Origin of the sequence: Pseudomonas sp. HN2-3 (assembly GCF_020691745.1) — a bacterium.
Lineage (GTDB): Bacteria > Pseudomonadota > Gammaproteobacteria > Pseudomonadales > Pseudomonadaceae > Aquipseudomonas > Aquipseudomonas capeferrum.
Genome location: NZ_CP085704.1, coordinates 807,482 through 820,209, shown reverse-complemented (window position 1 = coordinate 820,209; position 12,728 = coordinate 807,482). Strand labels below are relative to the sequence as shown.

The following is a 12,728-nucleotide window of genomic DNA, read 5'->3' as shown; positions in this document are numbered from 1 at the left end:
TCGCAGAATGCGGCAGTGGTCTATTTTTAGAACAAGGCACTTTTTTGACCCGACGCTCTCGGATAAACATAGGCCAACCTGCTCTATAAAGCGGAATAACCTTATACAAAATTTGTGCATTGTACAGGTTTGCCTGACAGCGTAGTCTGCTCACAGCAAGGTTTGAAGAGGCCATCATGACAGTACCTATTGCCATCATCGGTGCCGGTATCGCCGGTCTGTCCGCCGCCCAGGCGCTGCAAAAGGCCGGGCAATCCGTGCATTTGTTCGACAAAGGCCACGGCAGTGGCGGGCGCATGGCCAGCAAGCGCAGCGACGCTGGCGCGCTGGACCTCGGCGCCCAGTATTTCACTGCCCGTGACCGGCGTTTCGTCGATCAGGTCCAGCAATGGGTGGCTGCGGGTTGGGCCGAGCAATGGAAGCCGCAACTGTACAACTACCGCGACGGCGAACTCACACCCTCCCCGGATGAGCAGACTCGCTGGGTAGGCGTGCCGCGCATGAGTGCCATCACCCGCGGCATGCTCAAGGATGTGACGGTCAACTTTGGCTGCCGCATCGCTGAAGTATTCCGCGGCAAGCAGTACTGGCACCTGCAAGACACCGAAGGCTGCAGCCACGGCCCATTCAGCCGCGTGGTGATCGCGGTGCCTGCGCCGCAGGCAACGCCGTTACTGGCCTCGACGCCCAAACTGGCTGCCGTGGCCGCCGGCGTGCAGATGGAGCCTACCTGGGCCGTCGCCCTGGGCTTCCAGACGCCACTGGACACCCCCATGCAAGGTTGCTTCGTGCAGGACAACCCGCTCGACTGGCTGGCCCGCAACCGCAGCAAGCCCGGGCGTGACGAGCATCTCGACACCTGGGTGCTGCATGCCACGTCGAGCTGGAGCCGGCAGCATATCGACCTGCCCAAGGAAGAGGTGATCGAGCAGTTATGGGGCGAATTCGCCGAACTGGTCGGCTGTGTGGTGCCGGCACCCACCTTCGCCCTCGCCCACCGCTGGCTGTATGCACGCCCCACCAGCCACCATGAGTGGGGCGCGTTGGCCGATGCCGATCAAGGCCTGTACGCCTGCGGCGACTGGTGTTTGTCCGGCCGCGTCGAGGGGGCTTGGCTGAGTGGCCAGGAAGCCGCTCGCCGGCTGCTGGAGCATCTCGACTGAACGGGCGCTGAGCCTGTACAAAAAAATCAGTTTGCATAACGCCAAGGCTGTGCTGGAATAAACTTGTACAAAATAGATATCGCGTACAAGTTTACCGGAGACAGCCATGCAATCCCCTTCCGCTCACTGCAAGCCTCGCATCGCCATCAGCGCCTGCCTGACCGGGCACAGTGTGCGCTACAACGGTGGGCACAAGGCATCCGACCTGTGCCGCGCGCAACTTGAAGCGCACTTCGAATGGCTGCCGGTTTGCCCCGAGGTCGCTATCGGCCTCGGTGTACCGCGCGACCCTATTCGCCTGGTAGGCGACCCGGAGCAGCCGGAAGTGGTCGGTACCCGCAACCCCGGCATGGACCTCACCGGCCCGCTGCGCACCTATGGCGAGCAGATGGCCGGCGAGCTCGACGATATCTGCGGCTATATCTTCATGCAGAAGTCGCCTTCGTGCGGATTGGAGCGGGTCAAGGTCTACCAGGATAACGGCCACCCTGCGTTGCATAGCGGACGTGGTGTGTATGCCCAGGCCTTCTGCAACCTTCGCCCGGATCTGCCGGTGGAGGAGGAAGGCCGCCTGCATGACGCAGTGCTACGCGAAAACTTCATCAGCCGCGTATACGCCTATGCCGATTGGCAGCGCCTGCTGGCCGAAGGCTTGAGCCGCGGTGCCCTGGTGCGGTTTCACTCGCGCTACAAGTACCTGCTGATGGCCAACAACCCCCATGCCTACCGCACCTTGGGGCGACTACTGGGCAGCATGAGCCGTGATGACGACCCGCAGCAGGTCGGCCCACACTATTTCAGCCAGCTGATGCAGGCCCTGCGCCGCTGCGCCAGCCGTGGCACGCACTGCAACGTACTGCAGCACCTGAGCGGTTACTTCAAAGACGCCCTGACCCAGCAGGACAAGGCCGAACTGCAAGCCATCATCAGCCAGTACCAACAGGGCGTGGTGCCGCTGGTGGTACCGCTGACGCTGCTCAAGCACCACCTGCGCAAGCACCCCGACCCTTACCTGATGCAGCAGGCCTACCTGCAGCCACACCCCGAAAGCCTAGGGTTGCGCAATGCCGTCTGAGGCCCTGCTAGCGATCGGCGAACTCGCCCGCCGCACCGGCGTCAACCCAGTCACCCTGCGGGCCTGGGAACGCCGTTACGGCCTGCTCAAGCCACAGCGCACCGCAAAAGGGCATCGCTTGTATTCCAACGAGCAGGTCGAACGGGTCGAAGCGATCCTGGCCTGGCTGCAGCGCGGCGCATCGGTGGGGCAGGTGCGCGAACTGCTCGATAAACCGGCCAGCACCGCCCCACAAAGCAACTGGCAGGCGCGACAGACGCAGTTGATCGAGGCTATCGCCAACCTCTCGCAGCGGGCACTTGACCAGCAACTCAACCAGGCCATGGCGCTGTACCCCGCCATTACCCTGTGCGAGCAATTGCTGCTACCCCTGCTCGACAGCCTGGACCTGCGCTGGCGCAACTATTTCAATGCACGGCTTGAGCAAGTGTTCTTCCACAGCTGGCTGCGCAGCAAACTCGGCGCCCGGGTGTATCACGACAACCAGCTGCTACAGGGTGCGCCAGTGCTGCTGGCCGAAGACAGCGAACGCGCCTTCGACCCTGAGCTGTGGCTGTGCGCCTGGCTGCTCAGCAGCAACGGCATCCCTGTCGAGGTGCTTGAACAGCCGGTGGGTGGCCCGCAACTGCAACGGGCCATCGCCGCGCTGCAACCGCGCGCCCTGTTGCTGCACCTGGGGCCACGCATCGACATCAAGGCCTTGCAGCGCACGCTGCAGGGTACGCCGGGGGCAAAACTGCTGGGCGGCGCCACGCTCGCCCTGCATGAAGCCCAACTGAACGCCCTCGACCTCCCCGACCTGCTCCTGTTCGATACCCCGCAGGCGGCATTGCGTTTGCTTCAAGGCAATGACCGCCGGCCTGTAGAGATGAATGCACCATGCAATTGATCTGGCTGCGCAGCGACCTGCGCATCGACGACAACACCGCCTTGAGCGCCGCCTGTGAGCGCGGCCCGACCGTCGCCCTGTGGCTGCTCAGCCCCGGCCAATGGCAGGCTCACGACGACGCCGCCTGCAAAGTAGACTTCTGGCTGCGCAACCTGCGCGAGCTGCGCCAGGCACTGGGCACACTCAACATCCCGCTGCTGATCCGCTCAATTGACAGGTGGGATCAGGCATCAGATGCAATAATGTCAGTATGCCATCAGCATCGGATAGATAGCGTGCACTGGAACGACGAGTACGGCATCAACGAACAGCGCCGCGACCAGGCTGTGCGGGCGCGGCTGGAGCAATCAGGCGTGCAGGCGCACAGCTACCTCGACCAGCTGTTCTTCCGCCCTGGCACCCTCCTTACCCGCAGTGGTGACTACTTCCAGGTCTTCAGCCAATTCAAGAAAAGCTGCCTGGAGCATCTGCACCGCAGCCTCCCCGCGCTGGCCCCACGGCTAAAGCCCCAGGCGCCTCTGGCGATCGCCAGCGACCCGCTACCTGAGCATGTGCTGGGCTTCGACCCAGTACCGCGTACCTTGCGCGATGGCTGGCCAGCGGGCGAAGCCGAAGCGCAAGCACGGCTGTCGCGTTTTCTCGATGAGCGGGTGGAAGACTACCAACACCAGCGCGACCTCCCGGCCAAGCCTGGCACCAGCGAGCTCTCCGCCTACCTGGCCGCCGGGGTGATTTCGCCCCGGCAATGCCTGCACGGGGCCTTGGCCAGCAACCGTGGCGAGTTCGACAGCGGCAGCACCGGCATCCAGACCTGGGTCAACGAGTTGCTTTGGCGGGAGTTCTACAAGCACATCCTGGTGGGTTATCCACAGGTATCCCGTCACCGTGCTTTCCGTGCCCAGACCGAAGCCCTGCCCTGGCGTGATGCACCTGAAGACCTTGCGGCCTGGGAACAGGGGCGCACCGGTTTTCCGATCATCGATGCCGCCATGCGCCAGTTGCTGCATACCGGCTGGATGCACAACCGCCTGCGCATGATCGTCGCCATGTTCCTCAGCAAGAACCTGCTGATCGACTGGCGCAAAGGCGAGCGGCATTTCATGCGTCACCTGATAGACGGCGACCTGGCAGCCAACAACGGCGGCTGGCAGTGGAGCGCATCTACCGGCACCGACGCCGTGCCCTATTTCCGCATCTTCAACCCGGTTTCGCAGTCTCAGCGCTTCGATCCGCAGGGGCGCTTCATTCGTCACTGGGTACCGGAACTGCAGGCGCTGGATGATAAAGCCATTCATCAGCCAGTTAAGGCTGCGGATCTTTTTGCTACCCATTCGTATCACAATCCAATAGTCGATCTCGGCAGCAGTCGCCAGCGCGCATTAGAAGCCTTCAAAGGCCTTCCGCGTCGGCAGCATTAAGGGGCAGTATCGTGAATAGAGCTCGCAGTGTCTGGGTGACAGGGGCCACTAATGGATTAGGGCTGGCATTGGTACAACAGTTGCTCGAACAGGGGCACCGGGTAGCCGCAAGCGGCAGGGAGTGTGAAGCACTGGACACGCTGGGCGAACGCTACGGCACGCAATTGCTGCGCCTGCCGGGCCAGTTGCAGGCGCTGGATCAGGTCGAGGCAGCCAGCAAGCTGCTATTGGGCAACTGGGGGTCGCTGGACTGCCTGGTCATCAATGCCGGCACCGGTGAGTATGTGGCCGACGCCATACCTGATGCCGAGCTGTTCGAGGCCATCGCCGCCAGCAACCTGCTGGCCAGCGAACAATGCCTGGCCAGTGCCTTGCCGCTGCTGACCAAGGGTGAAGCGCCTCAGGTAATGGCGATCCTCAATCGCTATTCAGCCTCGCAGCTGTTTGCGCCCACACAGGTTTCCAGCGGTTTCAACAGCACCGCGCAGTGGTTTCGCGAGCAACGCCAGGTACTGGACCAACTGCAGATCAGCCTGACGGTGGTGGCGCCGCAATCATTGAAGACCCCCGTGACACCGGCGCAGGCTATGCCGGAGATGTGGACAGCGCAGAGCGCTGCCGAAGAACTGCTGCGGCGACTGCCGCTTCGAGAACCTGAACTGGTGCTGGAGACGCTGGACCCTAGCAGTTTGTGGCCGCTGCCGCGCTGACCCAAGGGTTGGCAAGGTGCTACCGCAGTGGGAGCGGCTCACCCGCTCCCACTGCCCAAGCAGGTGGGTTACAACGCCATACGGTAATGCAGGCTGTAGCTTTCCACACCATCGTTGGGCTGCTTGATACCGGCGTTGGAATAGTGGATGGCGCGCACGCCAATTTCATGCCCACCGGCAAAGCGCAAGCCGAAACCGATCCGGTCCTCGAACTGGAACGCCGAGCCTAGCTCGTTGCTTTCAAGCTCGGTGCTGGAGAAGGCCGCGACACCGATGCCCGCCTCGATGTAAGGCTTCACCGATTCCCCGGCAAACTCATAGACGAACACTGGCGCAAACGACAAGCTGTGGTTGCTCGCCGTCTCGTCACCCTGCCAATAGGTGTAAGCCCCATCCCAATAACCGGTGAGACGACCAACGCTGGTCTGCCACCAGCTCGCCTCCCAGTTCGACTGCAACCCCAGCCGATAGACCATGGTCGAGTCACCGGTCTGCCCCACCGAAAATGAAACATCGGCAGCCTGCGCCGACACCACTTGCCCCAAAGTTAAGGCGGCAACCGCCGCCAAGCCGAGCAGTTTCCTCATAAGAAACATCCTTCTTCCTGATGCTGTTGTTAGTGTTCGCCTCTTGCCAGGCAAATCGGTAGAAATCGGCAGTGGTACGATAGTTCAGCTGCTTTTGACGTTTTTTTCACAACGCAAAGCTTTGCACACTGTCGGACTTATGCCACAGCAACGGTAGGATTTTTCTCAGAGTTTGCGGGTCGGCACTGGTCCAGAAGCGGGTATCCAGCGCCGGGCCCTCGGCCAGCAGGTCGTTGGCGTGCAACAGCCGTTGCAGCTGGCGCGCCACGGCGGCGCCGGTATCGATGATGGCCACGTCTGCCGGCACCATGTCGGCCAGCAAGGGGCGCAGGAATGGGTAATGGGTGCAGCCAAGAATCAGCGTATCGCAGCCGGCATCCAGCAGTGGCTGCACAAACCCGAGCAGCAACTGGCGCAACGCGGGGCTGCCAAGGTCGCCGGTTTCAATCAGCTCTACCAGCCCTGGGCAAGGCTGGGTGACCACCCGTACATCGCTGGCGAAGCGGTCGAGCAATGCCGCGAACTTGGCGCTCTGCAAGGTCCCGGTAGTGGCCAGCACCCCGACCACACCGGAGCGGGTGGCGGCGGCTGCAGGCTTTACCGCAGGCTCCATACCCACCAGCGGCCAGACCGGGTACAGCTCACGCAGGTCGGCAACCGCCGCCACCGTTGCGGTATTGCAGGCCAGGACCATGGCCTTGGCGCCTTGCTGATGGAAGAACTCGGCAATGCGTCGGCAGCGCTGGCGGATGTAGTCCGCCGACTTCTCACCGTAGGGCACATGACCGCAATCGGCCACATACAGCAGGGTTTCGTTGGGCAGCAGGCGCTGGATCTCGGCAAGCACCGACAAACCGCCGACCCCCGAATCCATCACGCCAATCGGCGCCGAACGCTCAGCCATCGCGCTTGCCGCAGACAGCGCAGGCCGGGTCGCGCTTGACCCGCAGTTCACGTATGCGCGTGCCGAGGGCATCGATCAGCAGCAGGCGGCCCACCAGTGGCTCGCCGAACCCAGCCAGCAGCTTCATGGCTTCCAGCGCCTGCAGGCTACCTACCAGCCCCACCAGCGGGCCGATCACGCCGGCTTCGCTGCAGGTCAGTTCATCCTCGCTGCCATGGCCATACAGGCAGTGGTAGCACGGGCTGTAGTCACGCCGCGGGTCGAACACCGAAAGCTGGCCCTCGAGGCGGATCGCCGCCCCACTGACCAACGGCTTGCCAGCAGCGACGCAGGCGGCATTGACCGCCTCGCGCGTGGAAAAGTTGTCGGAGCAGTCCAGCACCAGGTCGACCGCAGCCACCGCTGCGGCCAGCGAATCTTCGTCCAGCGCCTGGCGGTGAGCGACCAGGCTGATCTCCGGGTTGATCGCCCCCAGGCGCTGCAGCGCCGAGTCCACCTTGCTCATGCCGACGCTGTCGCTGTCGTGCATCACCTGGCGTTGCAGATTGGTCAGGTCGACGGTGTCGAAATCTGCCAGGTGCAACTCGCCCACCCCCGCCGCAGCCAGGTACAGCGCCACAGGTGAGCCCAGCCCACCGAGGCCGACGATCAGCGCCTTGCTCTGCTTGAGGCGCAACTGGCCGTCGATATCGATCTGCGCCAGCAGCACTTGCCGGCTGTAGCGCAACAGTTCCTGATCACTCAGCATGGCAGGCGCCCCAGGGTAATGCGTTCATGGCTGCCCAGGTCGATGCGGCTGGCAACCTCGGCAAAGCCTTGTTCAGTCAGCAAGGCGCGCACCGCCGCTGCCTGATCATAACCATGCTCCAACAGCAACCAGCCGCCTGGCAGCAAGTGCTGCGGCGCCTGGGCAATGATCACGCGCAGGTCGTCCAGGCCATCGGCACCTGCCACCAGTGCGCTGCTGGGTTCGAAACGCACATCGCCAGCGTCCAGGTGGGGGTCTTCGCTGGCAATGTAGGGGGGGTTGCTGACAATCAGGTCGAAACGCTCATCGCCGAGCTGGTCAAACCAGTGGCTGACGCGCACCTGCACATTGCCCAGCCCCAGGCGCTGGCGGTTGCGCTCGGCCAGCGCGGCGGCCTCCTCGACACGGTCCACCGCCATCACCTGCCAGGCCGGGCGGTCGCCGGCCAGGGCCAAGGCAATGGCCCCGGTGCCGGTGCCCAGGTCGAGCACCTTGGCAGGTGTCGCAGGCTGAAGCTCCAGGGCGGTCTCGACCAGCAGCTCGGTGTCCGGGCGCGGGATCAGCGTATGCGGTGCCACTTCCAGGTCGATCTTCCAGAACCCCTGCTGCCCAAGGATATACGCCACCGGCTCACCGCTGCGGCGGCGCTGCAGGTAACCGGTATAAGTGTCGGCCGCTTCGCTGCTGACGATGCGCTCGGGCCAGGTATGCAGGTAGCTGCGCGACTTGCCGATGGCCGCAGCCAACAACAGTTCGGCGTCCAGCCGCTCGGTGGGCGATTCGGGCAACTGCGCATTGCGCAGCAAGCTGGCGATGATGGTCATCAGTCCCCCAGGGCGGCCAGTTGATCGGCCTGGTACTCGGCCAACAGCGGTTCGATCACGGCATCGACGCCACCGGCAAGGATGTCGTCCAGCGAATACAAGGTCAGGTTGATGCGGTGATCGGTTACCCGGCCCTGTGGATAATTGTAGGTGCGGATACGCTCGGAGCGGTCACCGGAGCCCACCAGCAGCTTGCGCTCACTGGCGATGGCATTCTGCGCGGCGCTGGTCTGCATGTCGTTGAGCTTGGCCGACAGCCAGGACATGGCACGGGCACGGTTCTTGTGCTGCGAGCGTTCTTCCTGGCACTCGACCACGATACCGGTGGGCAAGTGAGTAATGCGAACCGCCGAGTCGGTCTTGTTGATGTGCTGGCCACCGGCCCCGGAAGCGCGGTAGGTGTCCACGCGCAAGTCGGCCGGGTTGATCTCGATCACCGCCTGCTCATCGGGCTCGGGCAGCACGGCCACGGTACAAGCGGAGGTATGGATGCGCCCCTGCGACTCGGTCTCGGGCACCCGTTGCACACGGTGCGCACCAGACTCGAACTTGAGCTTGCCGTAAACGTTATCGCCTTCGACGCGGGCGATGATTTCCTTGTAGCCGCCGTGTTCGCCTTCGTTCTCGGACAGAATCTCCAGACGCCAGCCACGCTTTTCGGCGTAGCGCGAATACATGCGGAACAGGTCACCCGAGAATATCGCCGCCTCGTCACCACCGGTGCCAGCGCGGATTTCGAGGAACACGTTACGCCCGTCGTTGGGGTCCTTGGGCAGCAGCATGCGTTGCAGCTGCGCCTCCATCGCCAGCAGTTGCTCCTTGGCTTCGCGCACTTCCTCCACGGCCATTTCGCGCATATCCGGATCGCTGTCCTTGAGCAGCGCCTGGGCACCCTCAAGGTCGTCCTGGACTTTGCGCCATGCCTGATAGGCCGTGTGAACCGGCTCGACTTCGGCGTATTCGCGGGAATAAGCACGGAAACGCGTCTGGTCGCTGATGACCTCAGCGTCACCGAGCAGTGCGGTCAGTTCTTCGAAGCGGTCCTGGAGAATATCCAGTTTGTTCAGCAGCGACGCTTTCATTGCAGGGATTTGTCCGTCGAGCCCTCGTTGAGGGCAAAGAGTTCCTGGGCCATGGCCAGCGCATCGAGGCGGCCCTCGGCCGAGAGCTTTTTCAACTGCACGCTGGGCGCATGCAGAAGTTTGTTGGTCAGGCCCCGGGCCAGCTGGGCCAGCACGTCCTCGGGGTTGCCGCCGTTGGCCAGCAGGCGCTGGGCTTTTTGCAGCTCTTCATCGCGCAGGCGCTCGCTTTGCTGGCGGTAGGCCTTGAGCACGTCCACCGCAGCCAGTTCGCGCAGGCGCACCATGAAGTCTTCGGCGCCCACCGACACCAGCTCTTCGGCAGCCTGGGCCGCACCCTGGCGGCTCTTGAGGTTTTCTGCGACTACGTCGTGCAGGTCATCGACGGTATACAGGTAGACGTCGTCGAGCTCGCCCACTTCGGGTTCGATATCACGCGGCACGGCGATGTCGACCATGAAAATCGGCTTGTGCCGGCGTTGTTTCAGCGCGCTCTCGACCGCGCCCTTGCCAAGGATCGGCAACTGGCTTGCGGTGGAGCTGATGACGATGTCGCTGTTGGCCAGTTCCTGGGGGATGTCGGCCAGCAGCACGGCATGTGCGCCGAACTGCTCGGCCAGCGTGCTGGCACGCTCCAGGGTACGGTTGGCCACCACGATCCGGCGCACACCTTGCTCATGCAGGTGGCGGGCGACCAGGGTGATGGTCTCGCCGGCCCCGATCAGCAGGGCCTGGCTGCGGCCCAGGTCACTGAAGATCTGCCGCGCCAGGCTCACCGCGGCGAACGCCACCGAAACCGGGTTTTCGCCGATCGCGGTGTCGGTGCGCACCTGTTTGGCGGCACTGAAGGTGGCCTGGAACAGGCGCCCGAGCAGTGGGCCAACGGTACCGGCCTCACGCGCCACGGCGTAGGCAGACTTCATCTGGCCGAGGATCTGCGGCTCGCCGAGCACCAGCGAATCGAGGCCAGAGGCCACGCGCATCATGTGCCGCACCGCATCGTGCTCTTCATGGATGTAGGCGCTGGCGCGCAGTTCATCCAGGCTCAGCCGGTGGTAATCGGCCAGCCACAGCAGTACGGCCTCGGCAGACAGGTGGTCCTGCTCTATATAAAGCTCGCTACGGTTGCAGGTCGACAGGATCGCCGCTTCACGGCTGGCGGTCAGTCGGCAGAGCTGTTGCAGGGCGTCCACCAGCTGCTCTGGGGTAAACGCCACGCGCTCGCGTACGTCTACCGAGGCAGTCTTATGGTTGATACCAAGTGCAAGAAAGGCCATGCAAGGTCGCTGGTTGTGACGAGAAGCCGATAATTGTCCTCTTTCGCAGGTTTTAGAACAACCACCGTTCGCTATTGTCGTGCAGGAGCGGCCTTGCGTCGCGAAAGGGCTGCGCAGCGGCCCCGGCAATATCTCTGACAAACCTGAAAACCTGGGGCCGCTACGCACCCCTTTCGCGACCCAAGGCCGCCCCCACAGGCCGCCCCCACACAGGTGGCGGAACCTGGGCGCCCCTGCCATGGTCGCAGTTAAGCAAATGCTTCGCAGGTGGGTTTGCCCCCGCGCTTGTGTCATCATGCTCCGACCGCCGGTGAGTCCTTTTAAGCCTTTCTATGAACAGACACTACGCACTGCTGCTTGCCTTCGCCCTGCTCCAGGGTTGCCAGAGCCTGGCCCCGCAAAAAGCCGAGCCACCCGTTGCCGAGGCCGGCAAGGGCGAGGCCGAAAAACCCGTGGTGTACGGTTCGTTCAAGCAAGACACCCTATATAGCCTGTTGGTGGCGGAGCTGGCCGGCCAGCGCAACCGCTTCGACATCGCCCTGGCCAACTACGCCGACCAGGCCGAAAAAACCCAGGACCCTGGCGTTTCCGAACGCGCCTACCGCATCGCCGAGTACCTCGGCGCCGACGAGCCGGCCTTGGAAAACGCCTTGATCTGGGCCCGCAACGACCCGGACAACCTCGACGCCCAGCGCGCCGCCGCCATCCAGCTGGCCCGCGCCGGTCGCTACGACGATGCTATGGTCTACATGGAAAAAGTCCTGCAAGGCCAGGGCGATACCCATTTCGACTTCCTCGCCCTGTCGGCCGCCGAGACCGACCAGAGCACTCGCGACGGCTTGCTGCAGAGCTTCGAACGCCTGCTGGTCAAGTACCCGGAAAACAGCCAGCTGGTGTTCGGCAAAGCGCTCCTGCTGAACCAGGACGGCAAGGCCGAAGAAGCGCTCGAACTGCTCGAGGAGCACCCGCCGCAAAATGGCGAGATCGCCCCGATTCTGCTGCGTGCCCGCCTGCTGCAAGCGCTCGACCGCGGCAAAGAGGCGCTGCCCCTGCTGCGTGGCGCGATCCGCGACAACCCGGATGACAAACGCCTGCGCCTGACCTACGCCCGTACCCTGGTCGAGCAGGACCGCATCGCCGATGCCAAGGGGGAGTTCATCAGCCTGGTCCAGCAGTACCCCGAGGATGACGAGCTGCGCTACTCGCTGGCACTGGTATGCCTGGAAAACAAAGACTGGGATGAAGCCGAGGGCTACCTGCAGGAGCTGGTCGAACGCGACAGCAACGTCGACGCCGCCCACCTGAACCTGGGCCGCATCCGCGAGGAGCGCCACGACCCCGAAGGCGCCTTGCGCGAATACGCCCTGGTCGGCACCGGCCCCGACTACCTGCCGGCGCAGCTGCGCCAGGCCGACATCCTGATTGCCAACGGCCGCGGCACCGAGGCTTCGCGCCTGCTCGCCGAAGCCCGCGAGGCCCAGCCGGACTACGCCATCCAGCTGTACCTGATCGAATCGGAAAGCTACAGCAACAACAACAAGGACGCCCAGGCCAACCAGGTGCTGCAACAAGGCATCCAGCGTTACCCGGACGACCTCAACCTGCTGTATACCCGCGCCATGCTGGCCGAAAAGCGTGATGACCTGCCGCAGATGGAGAAAGACCTGCGCGCCATCATCGACCGCGAGCCGGAAAACGCCATGGCCCTGAACGCCCTGGGCTACACCCTGGCCGACCGCACCACCCGCTACGCCGAGGCCAAGGCGCTGATCGACAAGGCCCACCAGCTCACCCCGGATGACCCGGCGGTGCTCGACAGCCTGGGCTGGGTCGCCTATCGCCAGGGCAACCTGGACGAAGCCGAAGGCTACCTGCGCCAGGCCCTGGAACGCTTCCCCGACCACGAAGTGGCTGCGCACCTGGGCGAAGTCCTGTGGGCCAACGGCAAGCGCCGCGAAGCCCGCCAGGTCTGGGCCAAGGCCTTCGAAGCCCAGCCCGATAGCCCCATCCTGCGCAAGACCGTACTGCGCCTGACCGGATCAGAGACCCTTTAA

Annotated in this window: 12 protein-coding genes; 6 read left to right on the top strand and 6 right to left on the bottom strand. The window is 63.7% G+C overall.

Going from position 1 to position 12,728, the window contains the following annotated elements; all coding sequences use genetic code 11:
* The first annotated feature begins 176 nt into the window (after window positions 1-176).
* The 5 genes from LJX93_RS03760 to LJX93_RS03740 all read left to right on the top strand — a co-directional run bounded on the left by LJX93_RS03760 (window position 177) and on the right by LJX93_RS03740 (window position 5,255).
* Window positions 177-1,163 (top strand): NAD(P)/FAD-dependent oxidoreductase, encoded by a 987-nt coding sequence (locus tag LJX93_RS03760; protein ID WP_033701314.1) that lies wholly within the window; start codon window positions 177-179, stop codon window positions 1,161-1,163.
* 106 nt (window positions 1,164-1,269) lie between these two features.
* Window positions 1,270-2,238 carry a YbgA family protein gene (locus LJX93_RS03755; protein ID WP_033701316.1) on the top strand — a complete coding sequence of 323 codons (969 nt, stop codon included), beginning with the start codon at window positions 1,270-1,272 and terminating at the stop codon, window positions 2,236-2,238.
* A complete protein-coding gene (locus LJX93_RS03750; protein WP_047582761.1) occupies window positions 2,228-3,127 on the top strand; it encodes a MerR family transcriptional regulator in 900 nt (299 codons plus the stop codon). The genes LJX93_RS03755 and LJX93_RS03750 overlap by 11 nt, the downstream gene beginning before the upstream one ends.
* On the top strand, window positions 3,118-4,545 hold the full coding sequence (gene phrB, locus LJX93_RS03745; RefSeq protein ID WP_047582764.1) for a deoxyribodipyrimidine photo-lyase: 1,428 nt from the start codon (window positions 3,118-3,120) through the stop codon (window positions 4,543-4,545). The genes LJX93_RS03750 and phrB overlap by 10 nt, the downstream gene beginning before the upstream one ends.
* An 11-nt stretch (window positions 4,546-4,556) precedes the next feature.
* Window positions 4,557-5,255 carry an SDR family oxidoreductase gene (locus tag LJX93_RS03740; protein WP_227696762.1) on the top strand — a complete coding sequence of 233 codons (699 nt, stop codon included), beginning with the start codon at window positions 4,557-4,559 and terminating at the stop codon, window positions 5,253-5,255.
* A gap of 68 nt (window positions 5,256-5,323) precedes the next feature.
* Here the strand turns inward: LJX93_RS03740 and LJX93_RS03735 are convergent, their stop codons facing one another.
* The 6 genes from LJX93_RS03735 to hemA form a co-directional block, all read right to left on the bottom strand.
* Window positions 5,324-5,842: an acyloxyacyl hydrolase gene (locus tag LJX93_RS03735; protein WP_033701321.1), complete on the bottom strand. Its 519-nt coding sequence runs from the start codon at window positions 5,840-5,842 to the stop codon at window positions 5,324-5,326.
* 106 nt (window positions 5,843-5,948) lie between these two features.
* Entirely contained in the window at window positions 5,949-6,746 is a 798-nt protein-coding gene (gene murI / locus LJX93_RS03730; protein WP_033701322.1) for a glutamate racemase, read from the bottom strand.
* Window positions 6,739-7,494, bottom strand: a complete 756-nt coding sequence (locus LJX93_RS03725; protein ID WP_033701323.1) for a molybdopterin-synthase adenylyltransferase MoeB — start codon at window positions 7,492-7,494, stop codon at window positions 6,739-6,741. The genes murI and LJX93_RS03725 overlap by 8 nt, the downstream gene beginning before the upstream one ends.
* The gene (prmC, locus tag LJX93_RS03720; protein ID WP_227696761.1) at window positions 7,488-8,318 is read right to left on the bottom strand and encodes a peptide chain release factor N(5)-glutamine methyltransferase; all 831 of its coding nucleotides are present in this window, start codon (window positions 8,316-8,318) and stop codon (window positions 7,488-7,490) included. Before prmC ends, LJX93_RS03725 begins: the two co-directional genes overlap by 7 nt.
* On the bottom strand, window positions 8,318-9,400 hold the full coding sequence (prfA, locus tag LJX93_RS03715) for a peptide chain release factor 1 (protein ID WP_047582766.1): 1,083 nt from the start codon (window positions 9,398-9,400) through the stop codon (window positions 8,318-8,320). The genes prmC and prfA overlap by 1 nt, the downstream gene beginning before the upstream one ends.
* Window positions 9,397-10,674: a glutamyl-tRNA reductase gene (gene hemA / locus LJX93_RS03710; RefSeq protein ID WP_033701328.1), complete on the bottom strand. Its 1,278-nt coding sequence runs from the start codon at window positions 10,672-10,674 to the stop codon at window positions 9,397-9,399. The genes prfA and hemA overlap by 4 nt, the downstream gene beginning before the upstream one ends.
* A 332-nt stretch (window positions 10,675-11,006) precedes the next feature.
* On the opposite strand from hemA, the gene LJX93_RS03705 reads away from it, so the two are divergent.
* Window positions 11,007-12,728, top strand: a complete 1,722-nt coding sequence (locus LJX93_RS03705; protein ID WP_156310538.1) for a tetratricopeptide repeat protein — start codon at window positions 11,007-11,009, stop codon at window positions 12,726-12,728.

Coding starts and splice junctions, on each gene's coding strand:
- LJX93_RS03750 (WP_047582761.1), top strand. CDS start 2,228: ATGCCGTCTGAGGCCCTGCTAGCGATCGGCGAACTCGCCCGCCGCACC.
- LJX93_RS03760 (WP_033701314.1), top strand. CDS start 177: ATGACAGTACCTATTGCCATCATCGGTGCCGGTATCGCCGGTCTGTCC.
- hemA (WP_033701328.1), bottom strand. CDS start 10,674: ATGGCCTTTCTTGCACTTGGTATCAACCATAAGACTGCCTCGGTAGAC.
- prfA (WP_047582766.1), bottom strand. CDS start 9,400: ATGAAAGCGTCGCTGCTGAACAAACTGGATATTCTCCAGGACCGCTTC.
- prmC (WP_227696761.1), bottom strand. CDS start 8,318: ATGACCATCATCGCCAGCTTGCTGCGCAATGCGCAGTTGCCCGAATCG.
- phrB (WP_047582764.1), top strand. CDS start 3,118: ATGCAATTGATCTGGCTGCGCAGCGACCTGCGCATCGACGACAACACC.
- LJX93_RS03725 (WP_033701323.1), bottom strand. CDS start 7,494: ATGCTGAGTGATCAGGAACTGTTGCGCTACAGCCGGCAAGTGCTGCTG.
- LJX93_RS03705 (WP_156310538.1), top strand. CDS start 11,007: ATGAACAGACACTACGCACTGCTGCTTGCCTTCGCCCTGCTCCAGGGT.
- LJX93_RS03735 (WP_033701321.1), bottom strand. CDS start 5,842: ATGAGGAAACTGCTCGGCTTGGCGGCGGTTGCCGCCTTAACTTTGGGG.
- LJX93_RS03755 (WP_033701316.1), top strand. CDS start 1,270: ATGCAATCCCCTTCCGCTCACTGCAAGCCTCGCATCGCCATCAGCGCC.
- murI (WP_033701322.1), bottom strand. CDS start 6,746: ATGGCTGAGCGTTCGGCGCCGATTGGCGTGATGGATTCGGGGGTCGGC.